The sequence below is a fragment of the Pseudomonas sp. JH-2 genome (assembly GCF_036231725.1).
Classification (GTDB): domain Bacteria; phylum Pseudomonadota; class Gammaproteobacteria; order Pseudomonadales; family Pseudomonadaceae; genus Pseudomonas; species Pseudomonas delhiensis.
This window is the reverse complement of the sequence record NZ_JAZAQP010000065.1, coordinates 1-15,735: the sequence shown is the minus strand read 5'-3', so window position 1 is coordinate 15,735 and position 15,735 is coordinate 1. Positions and strand designations below refer to the sequence as shown.

At 62.9% G+C, this 15,735-nt stretch carries 12 protein-coding genes; 6 read left to right on the top strand and 6 right to left on the bottom strand.

The window, feature by feature from the left end; genetic code table 11:
• The first annotated feature begins 15 nt into the window (after positions 1–15).
• Complete coding sequence (locus tag VV867_RS28240) at positions 16–1,491, top strand: PucR family transcriptional regulator (RefSeq protein ID WP_328568170.1); 1,476 nt, start codon at positions 16–18, stop codon at positions 1,489–1,491.
• Here the strand turns inward: VV867_RS28240 and VV867_RS28235 are convergent.
• The 3 genes from VV867_RS28235 to VV867_RS28225 all read right to left on the bottom strand — a co-directional run bounded on the left by VV867_RS28235 (position 1,481) and on the right by VV867_RS28225 (position 4,072).
• Positions 1,481–1,825: a cupin domain-containing protein gene (locus VV867_RS28235; RefSeq protein ID WP_328568169.1), complete on the bottom strand. Its 345-nt coding sequence runs from the start codon at positions 1,823–1,825 to the stop codon at positions 1,481–1,483. The genes VV867_RS28240 and VV867_RS28235 overlap by 11 nt on opposite strands.
• A 15-nt stretch (positions 1,826–1,840) precedes the next feature.
• Positions 1,841–3,226 carry an NAD(P)/FAD-dependent oxidoreductase gene (locus VV867_RS28230; protein WP_328568168.1) on the bottom strand — a complete coding sequence of 462 codons (1,386 nt, stop codon included), beginning with the start codon at positions 3,224–3,226 and terminating at the stop codon, positions 1,841–1,843.
• A gap of 348 nt (positions 3,227–3,574) precedes the next feature.
• Positions 3,575–4,072, bottom strand: coding sequence for a BRO-N domain-containing protein (locus VV867_RS28225; protein ID WP_328568167.1), 498 nt, complete (start codon positions 4,070–4,072; stop codon positions 3,575–3,577).
• 722 nt (positions 4,073–4,794) lie between these two features.
• Here VV867_RS28225 and VV867_RS28220 point away from each other — a divergent pair.
• Entirely contained in the window at positions 4,795–5,103 is a 309-nt protein-coding gene (locus VV867_RS28220; protein WP_328568166.1) for a hypothetical protein, read from the top strand.
• Complete coding sequence (locus VV867_RS28215) at positions 5,100–5,828, top strand: hypothetical protein (protein WP_328568165.1); 729 nt, start codon at positions 5,100–5,102, stop codon at positions 5,826–5,828. The genes VV867_RS28220 and VV867_RS28215 overlap by 4 nt, the downstream gene beginning before the upstream one ends.
• Positions 5,829–6,117: 289 nt before the next feature.
• Here VV867_RS28215 and VV867_RS28210 read toward each other — a convergent pair whose 3' ends face one another.
• The 3 genes from VV867_RS28210 to VV867_RS28200 all read right to left on the bottom strand — a co-directional run bounded on the left by VV867_RS28210 (position 6,118) and on the right by VV867_RS28200 (position 11,509).
• A complete protein-coding gene (locus tag VV867_RS28210; RefSeq protein ID WP_328568164.1) occupies positions 6,118–8,220 on the bottom strand; it encodes an AAA family ATPase in 2,103 nt (700 codons plus the stop codon).
• An 80-nt stretch (positions 8,221–8,300) separates the two neighbouring features.
• Positions 8,301–9,455, bottom strand: a complete 1,155-nt coding sequence (locus tag VV867_RS28205) for a catalase family protein (RefSeq protein ID WP_328568163.1) — start codon at positions 9,453–9,455, stop codon at positions 8,301–8,303.
• A gap of 158 nt (positions 9,456–9,613) precedes the next feature.
• Complete coding sequence (locus VV867_RS28200; protein WP_328568162.1) at positions 9,614–11,509, bottom strand: cytochrome c; 1,896 nt, start codon at positions 11,507–11,509, stop codon at positions 9,614–9,616.
• 198 nt (positions 11,510–11,707) lie between these two features.
• On the opposite strand from VV867_RS28200, the gene zapE reads away from it, so the two are divergent.
• The 3 genes from zapE (at position 11,708) to VV867_RS28185 (ending at position 15,377) form a co-directional block, all read left to right on the top strand.
• A complete protein-coding gene (zapE, locus tag VV867_RS28195; protein WP_109934528.1) occupies positions 11,708–12,778 on the top strand; it encodes a cell division protein ZapE in 1,071 nt (356 codons plus the stop codon).
• Positions 12,779–13,008: 230 nt separating this feature from the next.
• Positions 13,009–13,851, top strand: coding sequence for an IclR family transcriptional regulator (locus VV867_RS28190; RefSeq protein ID WP_089390349.1), 843 nt, complete (start codon positions 13,009–13,011; stop codon positions 13,849–13,851).
• A gap of 176 nt (positions 13,852–14,027) precedes the next feature.
• On the top strand, positions 14,028–15,377 hold the full coding sequence (locus tag VV867_RS28185; RefSeq protein WP_328568161.1) for an MFS transporter: 1,350 nt from the start codon (positions 14,028–14,030) through the stop codon (positions 15,375–15,377).
• The last annotated feature ends 358 nt before the right edge of the window (positions 15,378–15,735 follow it).

The following is a 15,735-nucleotide window of genomic DNA, read 5'->3' as shown; positions in this document are numbered from 1 at the left end:
GCCGGAAGCCGCCCCATGCCGTTCTGCATCCAAGACATCCTCGACGACAGCGCCCTGCGCACCCGCCTGCTGGCCGGCGCGGAAAACACCGCGCGGCGCCTGCGCTGGGCCCACGTGTGCGAACTGGCCGACCCCACCGAGTGGCTGGGCGAGGGCGACCTGCTGATGACCACCGGCATCGGCATCCCGGCCCAGCCCGAGGCCCAGCGCGCCTACCTGGAGCGGCTGGCGGCGGCGCGCCTGGCCGGGCTGATGATCGGCGAGAACATGCAGGCCCCGGCCGACCTCGGCGCCCTGCAGGAGGCCGCCCAGCGCCTGGGCTTCCCCCTGCTGATGACGCACTACTCGGTGCCGTTCTCGGCGGTCACCCGGGCCATCCTCGACGCCGGCAAGCAGGAGGAATACGAACGCCGCAGCGCCGTCACGCGCATCTACGAAAGCGCGCGCATGGGCCTGCGCGGCCTGGGCCCGGACGCCCTGCTCAAGCGCCTGGCGGCGGACGTGCGGGCGCGCCTGTACCTGTTCGACGCGGCCAGCCTGGAGCCCTGGCAGGAAGGCCTGGAACCGCTGCCCGAAGCCTGGCGCCAGGCCCTGGGCGAGCGGCGCGGCGGCGGCGCCTCGGTGAACCGCTACCTGGCCGGCGAGGAAGAGGCATTGGTGATGGCGCTGCCGTCCCTGGCCGCCTGCGAACTGCTGGCCAGCGGCGGCGAACTGCTCGACTACGGCCTGCTGCACCACGTGACGGCGGTGCTGGGCATCGAGCTGGAGCGCCTGCAGGTGGAGCACGAGCGCCTGCTGCGGCAGGGTTCGGAACTGCTCGACGACCTATTGCAGCAACGCCTGAGCGAACGCCCGGCGCAGGAGCGCCTGGCCGCCCTGGACTGCCCGGTGGAACAGGCCACCCTGGCCGTGGCGCGGCCCGCCGGGCCGCTGCCCGAACGCTGGGCGCAACGCCTGCGCCGGCACGGGGTGAACCTGCTGCTGCGCAACCAGGGCGAGGAACTCATCCTGCTGCTGGCCCGCGGCGAATCCGCCGAGGCGCTGCAACAGGCGCTGGGCTGCCCGCTCGGCCTGGGCAACCCGCTGGGCCACGCCGGCCGCGCCCCGGAGGCATTGCGCGAGGCCCGCCTGGCGCTGGCCCACGCCTCCGCGCAGCGGCCGCTGGCGCGCTACGCCGAGGCGCAGAGCGAACAATCCTGGCTGCCCGCCAGCCTGGAGGAAGCGGCGCGGGTGCACCGCCGCGTGCTCGGCGCGCTGGCCGACTACGACCAGCAGCAGGGCGCGCAGCTGGAGCACACCCTGCTGGTGTTCCTGGAGCAGAACCGCTCCTGGCAGAAGGCCGCCCAGCGCCTCAACGTGCACAAGCAGACGCTGGTCTACCGCATCCGCCGCATCGAGGAGATCACCGGCCGCTCGCTGGATTCCACCGAAGACGTCGCGGTGCTCTGGATCGCCCTGCGCGCGGCGCAGATCGCCGGCTTCAGGGAATGATCACGAAGCTCTTGCGCACCGTCTCGCGCACGTCCCAGGTGCCCTGGCAGTTCGCCGGGAACAGCACCGCGTCGCCCGGGCGCAGCTCGATCGGCTCGCCGCCGTCGGGCTCGAAGAAGCAGTGCCCGCTGATGAAATGGCTGAACTCGCGTTCCAGCACCTGGCGGCGGAAGCGCCCCGGCGTGCATTCCCAGACGCCGGTGAGCAGCCCGCCGGGGCCCTCCACGGCGTGGGTGGCGGCCTCGGCCAGCGGCGTGCCGACGGGCACCTTGGCCGGCACGGCGGCGGGCAGGGCGAGGCTGGCGGTGGCGGTCAGGCGGATGGGTTGGTTCATGGCGTACTCCTGCGGTCAGAGGCTCTTGTCTTCCAGGCCGGCCGGGGCCAGGGTGCTCAGCGCACGGTCCAGCCAGCCCGGTTGTTCGTCGTCGGCCTCGCGGGCCTCCTTGCGCTGCACCGCGCCGCGCACCAGCAGGCCGCCCAGGTAGCGCAGCGGCTCGGGCGGGAAGCGCCTGGGCTGGCGGCCCACCAGGCCGCAGCGGCTCCACTCGTCGTCGCGGCCCAGCGCCAGGCTGGCGAGGATGCGCCCGCCGAGGCGGCTGGGGCCCACCCCATTCCCACTCCAGCCGATGCCATAGAAGATGTGCGGCGCGTCCTGCAGGTGGCCGAACACCGGCAGGCTGTCGTAGGTGCGGTCGATGGGCCCGCACCAGCTGTGGGTGATGGGCACGTCGTGCAACTGCGGGTAGGTGCGGCGGAAGTCCGCCTCGGTATCGCGGCTGAGCTGCGCATCGTCGTCGAAACCCTCGTCGATGCGGCTGGCGAAACTGATCATCCCGGTACCCTTGCCGAAGGCGATGCGCCCGTCGCGGGTGGTGCGGTAGTAGTCCACCATCAACTGCGAGTCGGTGACGGCCTCGCCGCCGGTCCAGCCGATCCACTTCAGGCGGTCGGGAATGGGCGCGGTGGCGACAACGGTGCTGGTCACTGGCAGGATGGTCCGGCGCAGCTCGGGAATCTGCGCGGCCCAGGCATTGGTGGCCAGCACCACGCGGCCCGCGGTCACGGTGCCGCCCGGCGTGCGCAGCAGGGCAGGGGCGCTGCGCTGGAAGTCCTCCACCTGGGTGTTCTCGAAAATCCGCACACCCTTCTCCAGGGCCACCCGGCGCAGCCCACGGGCCAGCCGCGCCGGCTGCACGGTGGCGTTGCTGGCCTCCAGCACCCCCTCCAGGTGCCGCGGCGAACCGGCACGGCGCGCCACCTCGGCGTCGGCCAGCGGCTCGAACACCGCCTCGCCCAGGCGCTCGCAAGTGCGCTGCACATCCTTCCAGGCGCCGCGCTGGGCATTGCTGGTGGCGGTCCACAGCCAGCCGCCACGGCGGAAATGCGCATCGATGCCATGGGCCTCGCAGAACTCGCCGATCTCCCCAATGGCCGCCGCCGAAGCCCGCGCCAGGCGCAGCGCCTCCTCCCTGCCGCACTGCGCGGCCAGGGAGCTGATCTTCGGCCACCAGGACATCACGAACCCGCCATTGCGCCCCGAAGCCCCGCCGCCACAGATATCCCGCTCGAGAATGGCAATGCGGCACCGCGGCTCCAGCTCCAGCAGGCGCAACGCCGTCCACAACCCGACGAAGCCCCCGCCGACGATGGCCACGTCCACCGTGATGTCTTCCTGCAACGGCACGGTGGGCGCAAGTTCGTCGGCGATTTCCTGAAGCCAGAGGGAACGTTTCATGGGGGCGTTGTCCGTGGGTGAACTGTCGATACCCCACTGTCGCCCCGGCAAGGAGGACGGACAATCGTGCAATCCACGCAATCCACCACACCCGCCTCATACGAAAATATGAGCCACCCAACGCGCTCTTCACGCTCTTCGTAGGAGCGAGCTTGCTCGCGAACCGGGCTGGCACCGCGCCAGCTCGCAAGAACGACAAGGCATCAGGACGACTCAGCACTCCCCCTCGCGCCGAACAACCCCCTCTCCCGCTTGCGGGAGAGGGCCGGGGAGAGGGAACAGCATCACCCCAAACACCGCAGCTACCGGAAAACACCATTCGCGAGCAAGCCCGCTCCTACGAAAAACCTACCTCAACCGCCGCGCCCACTCCCGCCAACCCACCCGCGCCTCGGCAGACCCCCGCACCAACCGCGGCAGCTCCGCCATATCCACCCACAACTGCCCCTGCCAATCCAGCACCCGCACACCGCACCGCCCCCAACTCAAACACAACTGCCGCGGCCCATCGCCACCGCCCTGGCCCCGCACCTCCGGCACCACCCGCGTACTGATCCAACGACGCAACCCACCCAGATCGGCATGGGCAAAATGGAACACCAGCGCATAGGCCCCGGACTCGCTGACCAGCACCCGCTCCAGGCTGCCGCCATCGTCCAGGCGCAGCCACTGCGTACACAACTGGTCATCCTCCAGGCGCCTGGCCAGCCGTTCATTGCTGGGATGCCCGATCAACCGGCGCAGATCGTCCAGCACGAACCAGACCTGGTCATCGAGCAAGAGCGCGCGGAGGGGGCGGTGGTTGTGGAAGAAGTAGAGCGGGGTGGGGAGGGTGGATTCGTCCATGGGAAAGGTCCTTCACTGATTGGATAGGACCGCCTCTTCCGCTGCTAAACGGAAATGGAGGCGGAACCGCATGGGGTTAGCAGACCGGAATCAGTGTACCGGCAGACCTGAAGGTCTCCCCATGCGGCCCGCCGTAGAGGCAAATTCCAGGCGAATCTCGTCGCCGGAAATCGCTAGGCGTTTCCGCACACTGATTGTTCAGGCTGCTAAACCCGGTCCCGTCGTTTTCACGGGGCGAGTGGAGGGTAGGGACGATAGAGGGGAATGGTCAAGAGGTTGTGATGCCGCCAGTTCTTGGTAGCTGGTGTTAGTGTGCGAGACTCGAGCGTTTGATAAGGCCATATGATGTTGAGCGGTTGCTGGGGCCTGACGTGGACGCTCAGAGCCCTTTGTAGTTTCGGTCCGGAACCCCGCTTTCTGAGAGAAACTGCGATCCGCAGCTACACTTCGGCTGGAATCTGGACGCGGGCAAAGGAATGACTCATGCCTATTGAAATGCAGGTGCAGTGTAAGGTTTGCAACATCTACTTCGTCGTACAGCCTTGCAATACCGATCAAAGGGCAGACGGACCGTCGCCTAAGGGAACAACAAGGTAACAGAAACGTCCTCACCACATTGGTATCTTAACGAAAAAAATAACAAGGTAAGGAGTTCCTCTCCCTTAAATTCCCCGGCCATCGGTCGCCCTGTGAGTTCTTGTGCGAGCAAGGATTCTTTAGAAATGAACAACCTAAATGCCTGGGCCCCTTACCTCAACAATCCCCTTACTCTGGCGGCATTTGTTGTGCTGGTAGTGGCCACTGTATTTCTCTGCATGCTGAAGGCACGAGCCAGCCTGAGATTGCAATCCTTCGTGACCTCGGCCTTTATCGTGGTATCGCTGGGGGCATTGTCACTGGCGGTACTCGGCGAATACAAGCGTCAGGGCGGGGGTCCGAAGGCGGCCGAAAGCCAGGCAGCAGTAGAAAATATCCAACTGGTGCAAGGCTCAAACAATGTGCTGATCAACCATTCGGAGAAAGGCAAATGATCCGGCTCGTTCAGACATTCGTGTTCGTCTTTGGCCCGGCCGTAGCGCTGGCTACCCCATCTCCATCGCAGAACTACCAAGACCTCAAGGGAGACTGCAACGTTGTGATCAATAACCCCCAAGGAGGGAACGTACAGCTTCCCACCACGACATTCTGCTCTGGTCTGGCGGCATCAAAGAGTGCCGCCGATTCGCTACAGAAGATGGCGAGATTTATTGAGGCGTCAAACCCAACGAATGTGAAGTTTTCGAATGTCAACCTGACACATTGGGCTGGTGACGCAGAGCGGTATCTGACGCTCTCCCTAGAAAATACCAGCAACCTGCCCGCCGAGAAAGTCAAGATAAGGATTCTAGATATCAATCAATCTAGTCCTTTGCGGTTCTCGCCGAGCCATGTATTGTCCAAGAAACTTTTGGACACCTTGGCTGTTCCCCAACACAGTGCAACTCAGATCCCTATTGGGCCTGAGTCCGAGCTCGTTATCCTGACCAAGCGGCGAGTGCCTGTCGGCTATGACTTCATCGGCGCAAGCTTGTCCCCAAATATCCCCGAAGACCTCAAATCCGAGTATCTGAACAGCAAAGGTATCTCCTCGCCTTACTTGCTGAATATCGAGATTACCCCCCTTGGGTTGGAGCTGAAATACAGCACCATATTCGGTGGTAGCAACACTGTCATGGCTGGGGTTTTTCTGTTCTATGGCCGCGCCATTACCCATTGACTCCTAATGCAGGCCGAGAACGCCCAAGGCTCTATGTTTAATTAATTCCTAATCTAGATTTATCGGGGGTAGGGCCGATTTCGTAGTTTGCGAGCAAATGCGCAGTCGCAGTAATCTAACCAACCAACTGCATTAGTACTGACTACCAATTGTATCCCTGAAAGGGGCGGGATTATTTTTCTACTCTAAATTTTTCTTGAAGGTTGTGGTTGGATTGGTTCAATAAGTTTGTCCATTTTTCTGTTTTTCTCTAAATCTATTGGGGTTGAAGGTTTTTAAAAATATAATTTTATATTTTTTCCTCCATTATTTTGTTTATAATTATCTTCATTCCATCAGGTTGATGGCCGGCATCTTTCATTCTGGCAATTATAAGGTCTCTGAAAGGCTCGTACTTCATTCCACTCCCATGTCGGCCTATAAAACGCTTAAGGATATCCCTTCCACGAAATTTTGTTTTCCAGGATCCGTCCTCAAGGGCCGTATTTAAGTTTTCTATTGTTAGCCTTTCTAGGCTCGCTAGCTCTGTCAAGGATAGTGTGCTAGTAAAGCTATTTGTTATTTTGTTTTTTGCACGCTCAGCTGCCTCTAGAAATGCGGGAGCCAAAGGTGATGATTTTGGATCAATGTTTATGTCGATGAAGCTCAGGAGTGTAGAGTTTATCCTTGCTTTGATTTGGTGGAGAACTAGTGATGATATGGTTTCCTTGGCGCATGATAGGAGTTCTGACTCTATGCAGTCCGGTGAGGATACTGATTTGGTTGCTAAATTTACGTCTGAAAGAACCTTATGGATGAATTTGGGCTCTAAAAGGTAGTTTTCGATATGGTAAACATTCCAGGTGAATGTTGGGCCTGTGTTCTTCGAAGGTGCTGGAAGTTCTCCATCAGAGTCATTTATTGAGTAGAATCTAACAGGTAGGCTTCCGGCATCTTTTGCTTTATCTAATAAGCTGTAAAGCTCTGCAACTCGTTGTTTGTTGCCCGCAGAGATAGGGTTGACAATGGCTGAGAATTCCGGGAATAAGCTTGAGACCATACGGACATCGAAGTCTGTATCTCCACCGCCTTCAAAGATAACTATCTTTGCCCCTGGCCTATATGCGGCTAGATCACCAACTAGATCTATTACAATTTGCTCTATATCTTTTTGGGCAGAGACCTCAATTACTTGATTGGGCAGAGGAGGGCTCCCTGCCGGCTGCATGTGAAATACACGGAATGATTCCTTTCCTACAGTTTCTCTAATTAGAGTGTCTGAGTGGGTGATCATCCAGAGTTGATTGTTTAGTGCCTTGGAAAGATGTTTGTGATAAAAGCCAGCTAATCCTCTGATAAGCCTCGGATTTAGATGGAGTTCAGGTTCGTCTAGTAATAATACTGAATTTCTAGGAGCGCTATTTCTTAGTCTGAGGTATCCGTATAATACCTCTTTTTCTCCAGAACTTAGATCGTTGATATCATGTGATGATCCAGAGGGGGTGCGTACTGGGAAGAGTATTACTCCGCTGGCCGTAGGTTGTGGACCAAGGAATTCTTTTCCAGGGAAAAATGTTGTGAATAGCTCTTTCAATGTCTCGGTTAAGGAGTCGGTCTTGTCTTTCTGGTTTCCGGATTCTTGTGAGATGAGTTGTCTTATAAAGCTGGACGCCATCTCTGTCTTTAAGTTGTGATATTTATTGGTGTAATTGTATAGAGCGTGCTGTCTCAGTTGCTCTTCTGATGACTCAATGTTTAGATTTATACCGCCAACTTGCTCTCTATTATAGTTTCTATTTGCCCCGTGGTAGTCTATTATTCCTATGTTTTGTGGGTCGTATGTGCTAAATATTAGCTCTAGGAGGCGTGAAGGAGTGGTTACTGCTTTTCCATCTGTTTGTATTCTTAGTGACCCGCTCAGTATGCCCTTTCTTATCTCGTGTAGAAGAACTGGTAGTGCTTCGTTTACTCTGGAGTCAACTACAGATGAGTGAGTTCTAAGATTTGCAGCTAAAGCTATTTCTCTGGCGCTTCTCAAGTTTGCGGTTTCAGGTGAAACTTCTCGCCAGATTTGGTCGGTTAATAGTTCTTTTACATTTTCAAGAAGATATGATTTCTCATCTTCTGTAAGTACAAATTTTCCACTAATTTCAAGAGGGGATGATTTGTCTTGGAAAAGAGATAATAGTTCGCTTTGCCTTCCGTGGAAATTTATTTGAAATTCACCAAACCAATTCTGCCATTCGTTTTGGCTATATCCGCCATATACAGATTTGAGAAGCCTAATGGCATCTAAGATGCACGATTTCCCACAGCCATTGGGGCCGGCTATTATTACCACTTCACCTAGGTTCGAGAGTTTTACTGAGCTTATTGCTCTGAAGTTTTTTACTGAGAATTCGCGTATGTGCATGATTTGTTTTTGGCTCTTAGATTTAAGATGGCTGCTATCCGATCTCTGTGGTGCTATTCGGGGGGCTATAGGTAAGCAACTCACTCCCCACCCACCCCATTCCTCTCATGCCGATAAACACTCACCGCCTCGTAAACCGCCTTGCGCAACCGGTTGATCCCCCCGATCGGCCGATGCTCCGGCAGGGCGTGCCAGGGGTTGAAGGAGAGGTTGTCGCACATCAGGTTCTGTTCGCGGCTGTCGAAGTCCTGCGGGGGGATGCTGACCAGGGCGACGGTCTGGAAGGGTGAGTCCTTTTCCTTCCATTCCACGCTGGTGTCTTCGATGGGCATGTATTTGCTGGCGTCCTGCTTTTGCACCTGCAGGGCGAAGCAGGCGGGGACGCGGTCTATGGAGAGCTGCTGGTAGAGCGCGGTGCGCAGGAAGTTCGGCAGTTTTTCGTTGAGCTTGGGCAACTGGTAGTTGGGGCAGGCGCCCGGGGCGGGGACGGTGCGGAACTTGATGTTGTTCTGCTCGCCGAGCTTGTAGGGTGCTATGCCGAAGTAGCTGGCCTGCAGCGGGCTGGCCGGGGCGGGGGCGAGGGTCTGCAGGGCGATCAGCAGGTGGCGGATTTCCCAGGTGCTGGGCTTCCAGCTGGGGAAGAAGGCCAGGACCTTCTGGCCGTTGGCCTGGGCGTTGAAGTTCTGCCGGTATTCGGCCACGTCGCGGACGAAGAATACCGGGTGGTTGAACATGACGAAGTCCTGCTCGCCGTCGTGGCCCTTGCCGGGCATCAGCTTGGCGCCGGGCACGTCGAGCAGCTTGATGGCCATGCCGCGGGCGTCGTTGGCGCTGTCCTGCTGCGGGTAGGCGTTGCCGTTGGAGAAGCGCACCCAGGCGTTCCACACCTTGCCCGGCTGGGCGAACACGCCCTGGCGCAGGTCGGCGGGCAGGTTGGGGTTGACGGTGACTTCGGCCTTCACGCAGCCGTGGGCCTTGGCGTGGGCGTCGCGCAGCACGCGGGTGTTGTCGCGGTGCTGTTCGACGATGCGGATGGCGTCTTCGATGATGGCCTGGGTCTGCTGGGCCTCGTTCGCGGGGACCTGTTCCTGGGTCGAGACCGGGCCGCTGAACTTGATGCTGTAGTACACCCAGCCGATGCCCAGGCCGACCAGGCCTAGCAGGGCCAGGCAGAGGATGGGCAGTGCCACCCATTTGCCGAGGAGGTTCCAGATCCGGGTGAGCAGTGCGCGCATGGGGGCGGTCCTTTGCGGGGGGCTTTCTTGGTTTTCTTCTGTGGGTTGGGTGTTCGGGGGAGGGTTTTGCCCTCTCCCTAACCCTCTCCCTGAAGGGAGAGGGGACTGTTCGGAGTGGGGCGGGGCTATGCAGTTAGCCGGTCAGCCCCGTCCTGGCATCACTCGCACTTCGGGCCTGGGGTCCAGGGTTGGGTGGGCTCGTCGGTCAGGCGGCTTTCGTAGGCCGGGTTGCCCAGTACCTTCAGATATTCCACCAGCGCCCAGCGTTCGTCCGGGCTCAGGGCGCGGCCGATGGCGCCGTCCTTGCGGCAGCCGTCGCGGAATTCGTGGCCGCGGTTGCTGTTGCCGGTGACGCTGGTCTTGTACAGGAAGCCGCCGGGGAAGCGTTCGGTGCGGTAGCCGACGAACTTCGGGTCGAAGTCGAAGGTGCCGACGTAGAACTGGGTGTCGCGCTCGGCCACCGGCGAGAGCAGCTGGAACAGGTTGGGCACCGAGCCGTTGTGCAGGAACGGCGGGGTGGCCCACACGCCGTCCAGCGGGCGGGCCTTGTAGGCGGCCAGCTCGCGCACGCCGATCTCCAGGCCGTAGCCGTTCATGCGCTTCTGCTCGTCGGGGCCGATGCCGGCGTCCTTGTAGGCGCGCTGTTCGACGTAGGCGGTGATGTAGGCCAGGCCCTTGGCGGCGGACAGCCTGGACAGGTCCAGTGGTTGGCTGGGCGGCGGCATCAGCACCACGTTGAGCTTGTCCAACTCGTCGAGCTGCCATTTCAGCGGCGTCAGGTCGTAGGTGTGGTTGGCGATGTTGTCCGCGGTGGTCGGGTCGGTGCCGATCACCGGGGTGGGGATCATGGTCATCTTCCATTCCGGATCGCGCGCGGGGGCCAGGCGCTGGTCCGGCTCCACCACGTGGGGGCCGTGGCAGCGCTGGCAGTTCTCGCGGAACAGCGCGCGGCCCTGGGAGGCGCGCTTGAGGTCGATGGCGCCGAACACCTCTTCCGGCCAGGCCGGCGGCTTGAGGGTCTTGAGGCCTTCTTCCAGGTCGTGGAGGTCCTTCACCCGCACGCTGGAGGCGTAGCGCGCGTCGCCCAGCACCGGCTGGCCGTCGGCGTCGAGCAGGCCGAGGGTGGCGCCCACGCCCAGGGCCTCGCCGATGTTGCGGGCCATGGGCTGCATGGCCGAGCCGTTCCACTGCACCCAGTCGAACTTCCAGATGTCCCACAGCTGCGGGTAGTTCACCGGGGCGTTGGCCACGCGGTAGTTGTCGACGCTGATGTGGTCGCCGAACACGCCATTGGCGATGCGCCCGAAGGCGTCGGCGCGGCCGGGGCCTTCCTCGGTGGGGTAGAGGCGCCGGCGGGTGTCGTTCCAGGCGGTGCCCAGCAGGGTGCCGAGCACGTCCTTGAAGCCCGCGCGCAGTTCGGCCCTGGCCTGCTTGTCGGGGTTCTGGCCCAGCACGTCCTCGGCGAAGCGGTCGAACTTCCAGGGGTTGATGTAGGTGAACAGCATGCTCATGCCCAGCGCCTGGCCGAAGGCGCCGCCGCGCACGGTGGGCACGGTGGAGGCGATGGAGTGCATGGCCGCGCCGCCGTCGATGCGCACGGCCTGGCCGTTGTAGCGCAGCTCGCCGGTGTGGCAGGCGGAGCAGGTGATGTCGAGGTACTCGGGGCCGTTGTCGCCGTTGCGGTGGCGGGCGAAGCCCACCGGCAGGTTGCCGGGGTTGTTCGGGTCGAGCGTGCGCTCCTTGGCCGGCTTGAGCTGCTCGGGGGCGATCAGGAAGCCGTAGCGGGCGAGGTTGGCCGGGTCGGCGAACTTCTCGTCGGAGAAGGGCTGGCGCAGCTGGACGAACCAGTCGTAGAGCAGGCCCTTCACCTGGGTGCCCTGGGGCGTGTAGTAGTAGTGCTCGCGGGCCTGCTGGTCCCATTGCGGCAGCAGGTTGAGCTTGTCGGGGGCGGTGTACTGCGGCACGTTGGGGTGGGCGACGTACCAGAGCAGCACGCCACCCACGAGCAGGAGCAGCAGGACGACAGCGAGTATGATCCGTCCGATGATGCGCATCGCAACTTCCTTGTTCTGGGGGCCCGGGGCCATCGTTATGCCAATACCGGCGCCGCTTGGCAAGGTGATGGCGCACGATGAACAGGGTTTTTGTCCACCCGGCCGCTTGCGCCGTGGTGGTCGCAGGCGCGGCCCATGTGCGGTTCGCCCGCCGTTTTGAAAGGGACATCACCGCCGGTGATGTCGAAAAGGTGTGTCTTGAGTTCCGATCATTCCCTCGACGACGAATCAGTGGCCGCACGGGTGTCGCGGCATTTTCGCGTGGCCCTGGGCGAGCGCGGCTACAGCGCCGACGCCTCGCAGCAGGCCGCCATCGACCACCTGGCCGACTGGCTGGACGGCTTCCTCGGCGGCCGCCGCTCCTGGCTGCGCAAGCCGCCCGCGGGCGTCTACCTGTGGGGCAGCGTGGGCCGCGGCAAGAGCTTCGTGATGGACTGCTTCTATGCCGCGGCCCCCTTGCAGGCCAAGCGCCGCGTGCATTTCCACGCCTTCCTGCAGGAGCTGCAGAAACGCATGATGGCCTTCACCGGCCAGGCCGACCCGCTGGCCCGGGCGGCCCGGGAGATCGCCGCGCAGACGCGGCTGCTGTGCTTCGACGAGTTCCACGTGCACGACATCGGCGACGCCATGCTGCTCGGGCGCATGCTCAAGGTGCTGGTGGAGGAGGGCGTGGGCATGGTCTGCACCTCCAACTACCAGCCCGAGGGCCTGTGCCCCAACCCGCTGTACCGCGAGCGCTTCCGCCCGGCCATCGAGCTGATCGAGAAACGTTTCGACGTGGTGCCGCTGGACGGCGGCGAGGACTACCGCCTGCGCGCCACGCCCCTGGAGAACTGGGGCAGCTACCTGTGGCCGGCGCGCGCCGACGACCTGGCGCTGATCGGCGCGCGCCTGGGCCTGGACGACGCGGCCCAGTTCGACCAGGTGCTGGACGTCAACCACCACCCGCTGCGCATCCATGCCCTGGAGGAAGGCCGCGCCTGGCTCGACTTCAGCGAGCTGTTCGAGCGCCCGCGCTCGGCGGCCGACTACCTGTGGCTGATCGAGCATTTCCCGCGCATGGCGGTCAGCGGCCTGGGCCCGCTGGGCGACTACCCGCCGGACGTGAGCATGCGCTTCCTCAACTTCATCGACATCGCCTACGACCGCCAGTTGCGCCTGCAGCTGTTCGCCAGTGTGTCGCTGGACCGCCTGGCCGAGGGCGGCGCGGCGGTGGATTTCGCGCGGACCTTGAGCCGGTTGCGGCAGTTGAAGCTGGAGCCGTTGTAGGGGAGCCGGGCCCAGCTCCGGAGGGGCGGGTGTGCCTGGTGTATCGGCGTACAACCGCGAACGGTTGTACGCCCTACGCACAGGTCGGCCATGGTGTAGGGCGAATAACCGTTCGCGGTTATCCGCCGTCTGGCCTGATACAGGTTTGGGCGATTATCGCCCAATTCCATTTGCGATTATCGCCCGACGCTTCGATAATCGGCCAAACCCTCCGCCAGCAGGACTGCGCCATGACCGACGAAAATTCCGCCAGCTCGGGCACCCTGGCCCCGCCCATCGTCGCTTCGCCGGCCAAGCGCATCGAGGCCTTCACCGGCGACCCCAACTTCATGACCTCGCTGGCCCGCGGCCTGGCGGTGATCCATGCGTTCCAGGAGCGCAAGCGCCACCTGACCATCGCCCAGGTCAGCCACCGCACCGAGATTCCCCGCGCCGCCGTGCGCCGCTGCCTGCACACGCTGATGAAGCTGGGCTACGTGACCACCGACGGGCGCACCTATTCGCTGCTGCCCAAGGTGCTGACCCTGGGCCACGCCTACCTGTCCTCGACGCCGCTGGCGGTCACCGCGCAGCCGATCCTCGACCGCGTCAGCGAGCAGCTGCGCGAGGCCTGTTCCATGGCCACCCTGGAGGGCGACGAGATCCTCTACATCGCCCGCTCGGCCACGCCGCAGCGGCTGATCTCGGTGGACCTCAGCGTGGGCAGCCGGCTGCCGGCTTACTGCACGTCCATGGGCCGCATCCTCCTGGCCGGGCTCGACGACCAGGCCCTGGAGGACTACCTGGCCCACGCCGACCTGCAGGTGAAGACCAGCCGCACCGTGTGCACCCCCGAGGGCCTGCGCGCGAGCATCGCCGAGATCCGCCGGCAGGGCTGGGTGATCATCGACCAGGAGCTGGAGATGGGCCTGCGCTCGGTTGCTGTGCCGCTGAAGGATTCCGCTGGCCAGGTGCTGGCGGCGCTGAACGTCGGCACCCATGTCGGCCGGGTGTCGCGCCAGGAACTGGAGACGCGCTTCCTGCCGGTGCTGCTGGAGGCCAGCCGGGAGCTGAGCACGCGGCTGTTCCACTGAGGGTTGGTTTTGTTCGGTAATCGCCCGGCTTGGCGATTATCGAATTGAAGGGCTGTCAGACTATTCGTACTGTGGGCCGTCCGCCCGCAAGGGCGCCGAATAACAACAATGAGTGACAGCCACCGGTCCATGCCCCGGTGGCGGCCTCATTCCTGTCCGCCTGCAGGAATCGCCGCATGACCCGTTCCGCCACCCTGCCGTCCACCGGCACCCTGGACGTCCAGTCCTTCATCAATGCCCAGCCGCTGTCGGCGTACCAGTACCGCATCGTGCTGCTGTGCTTCCTCATCGTCTTCCTCGACGGCCTCGACACCGCGGCCATGGGCTTCATCGCCCCGGCGCTGACCCAGGACTGGGGCATCGACCGCGCCAGCCTCGGCCCGGTGATGAGCGCCGCGCTGATCGGCATGGTCTTCGGCGCCCTCGGCTCCGGCCCGCTGGCCGACCGCTTCGGGCGCAAGGTCGTGCTGGTGGCCGCGGTGTTCCTGTTCGGCCTGTTCAGCGTGCTCTGCGCCTTCAGCGCCAACCTCGACCAACTGCTGGTGCTGCGCCTGCTCACCGGCGTCGGCCTGGGCGCGGCCATGCCCAACGCCACCACGCTGCTCGCCGAGTACACCCCCGAGCGCCTCAAGTCGCTGCTGGTCACCAGCATGTTCTGCGGCTTCAACCTGGGCATGGCCGGTGGCGGCTTCATCTCCGCCAAGCTGATCCCGGCCTTCGGCTGGCACAGCCTGCTGCTGCTCGGCGGCGTGCTGCCGTTGGCGCTGGCCCTGGTGCTGCTGCTGTGGCTGCCGGAATCGGCGCGCTTCCTGGTGGTGCGCAACCGCGGCGATGCGCGTGTGCGCAAGGCGCTGGCACCGATAGCCCCGGCCGAGGTCGCCATGGCCGGCGGCTTCAGCGTGCCGGAGCAGGGCAGTGCGCCCAGCGGCAACGTGCTCAAGGTGGTGTTCGCCGGCCGCTACAGCGCCGGCACCCTGCTGCTGTGGCTGACCTATTTCATGGGCCTGGTGATCGTCTACCTGCTCACCAGCTGGCTGCCCACCCTGATGCGCGACAGCGGCGCCAGCCTGGAGCAGGCGGCCTTCATCGGCGCGCTGTTCCAGCTCGGCGGGGTGCTCAGCTCGGTGGCGGTGGGCTGGGCCATGGACCGCTTCAACCCGCACAAGGTGATCGGCATCTTCTACTGCCTGGCCGGTGTCTTCGCCTACTGCGTGGGGCAGAGCCTGGGCACCCTAGGCCTGCTGGCGGGCCTGGTGCTGGCTGCGGGCATGTGTGTGAACGGTGCGCAGTCGGCCATGCCTTCGCTGGCGGCGCGCTTCTATCCGACCCAGGGGCGTGCCACCGGGGTGTCTTGGATGCTTGGCATTGGACGCTTCGGTGCCATCCTCGGCGCCTGGATCGGCGCCACCCTGCTGGGCCTGGGCTGGAACTTCGAACAAGTGCTCACCGCCCTGGTGGTACCGGCCGCCATCGCCGGCACCGCGGTGGTGATCAAGGGCCTGGTCAGCCACGCGGACGCTACCTGAATCGTAGGGCGGAACACCGGTGCCCGGGAACCATGGCGCGCCCATGCAGGCGCGCGCCCTGCGCGCGAAATCGCGGACGGAGTCCGCTCCTACGTCCGTGCTTCCCTGGAACCGTAGGAGCGGACTCTGTCCGCGATCATCCGTCGTTGAAAACGGCGGATAACGCCGTAGGCGTTATGCGCCCTACGGGTTTCCAGAGAAACAACCGAGCACACCGGAACGCCCCTTCAGAAGGCCGAGCGAAACCGGCGCTCAGGAGGTCATGCGACATGGATGTCGCGAGAGCCCCGATGGGCTACAGGGACGTACCCTCGGGGCGGGCCTCCGTGGCGGGGGAATTCGCGAGGGTAGCCCGGCT

What these genes read in the sequence shown, in the direction of transcription:
- VV867_RS28220 (WP_328568166.1), top strand. Translation starts at nt 4,795, where the DNA reads ATGAACAACCTAAATGCCTGGGCCCCTTACCTCAACAATCCCCTTACT.
- VV867_RS28235 (WP_328568169.1), bottom strand. Translation starts at nt 1,825, where the DNA reads ATGAACCAACCCATCCGCCTGACCGCCACCGCCAGCCTCGCCCTGCCC.
- VV867_RS28185 (WP_328568161.1), top strand. Translation starts at nt 14,028, where the DNA reads ATGACCCGTTCCGCCACCCTGCCGTCCACCGGCACCCTGGACGTCCAG.
- VV867_RS28215 (WP_328568165.1), top strand. Translation starts at nt 5,100, where the DNA reads ATGATCCGGCTCGTTCAGACATTCGTGTTCGTCTTTGGCCCGGCCGTA.
- VV867_RS28225 (WP_328568167.1), bottom strand. Translation starts at nt 4,072, where the DNA reads ATGGACGAATCCACCCTCCCCACCCCGCTCTACTTCTTCCACAACCAC.
- VV867_RS28230 (WP_328568168.1), bottom strand. Translation starts at nt 3,226, where the DNA reads ATGAAACGTTCCCTCTGGCTTCAGGAAATCGCCGACGAACTTGCGCCC.
- VV867_RS28205 (WP_328568163.1), bottom strand. Translation starts at nt 9,455, where the DNA reads ATGCGCGCACTGCTCACCCGGATCTGGAACCTCCTCGGCAAATGGGTG.
- VV867_RS28200 (WP_328568162.1), bottom strand. Translation starts at nt 11,509, where the DNA reads ATGCGCATCATCGGACGGATCATACTCGCTGTCGTCCTGCTGCTCCTG.
- VV867_RS28240 (WP_328568170.1), top strand. Translation starts at nt 16, where the DNA reads ATGCCGTTCTGCATCCAAGACATCCTCGACGACAGCGCCCTGCGCACC.
- VV867_RS28190 (WP_089390349.1), top strand. Translation starts at nt 13,009, where the DNA reads ATGACCGACGAAAATTCCGCCAGCTCGGGCACCCTGGCCCCGCCCATC.
- VV867_RS28210 (WP_328568164.1), bottom strand. Translation starts at nt 8,220, where the DNA reads ATGCACATACGCGAATTCTCAGTAAAAAACTTCAGAGCAATAAGCTCA.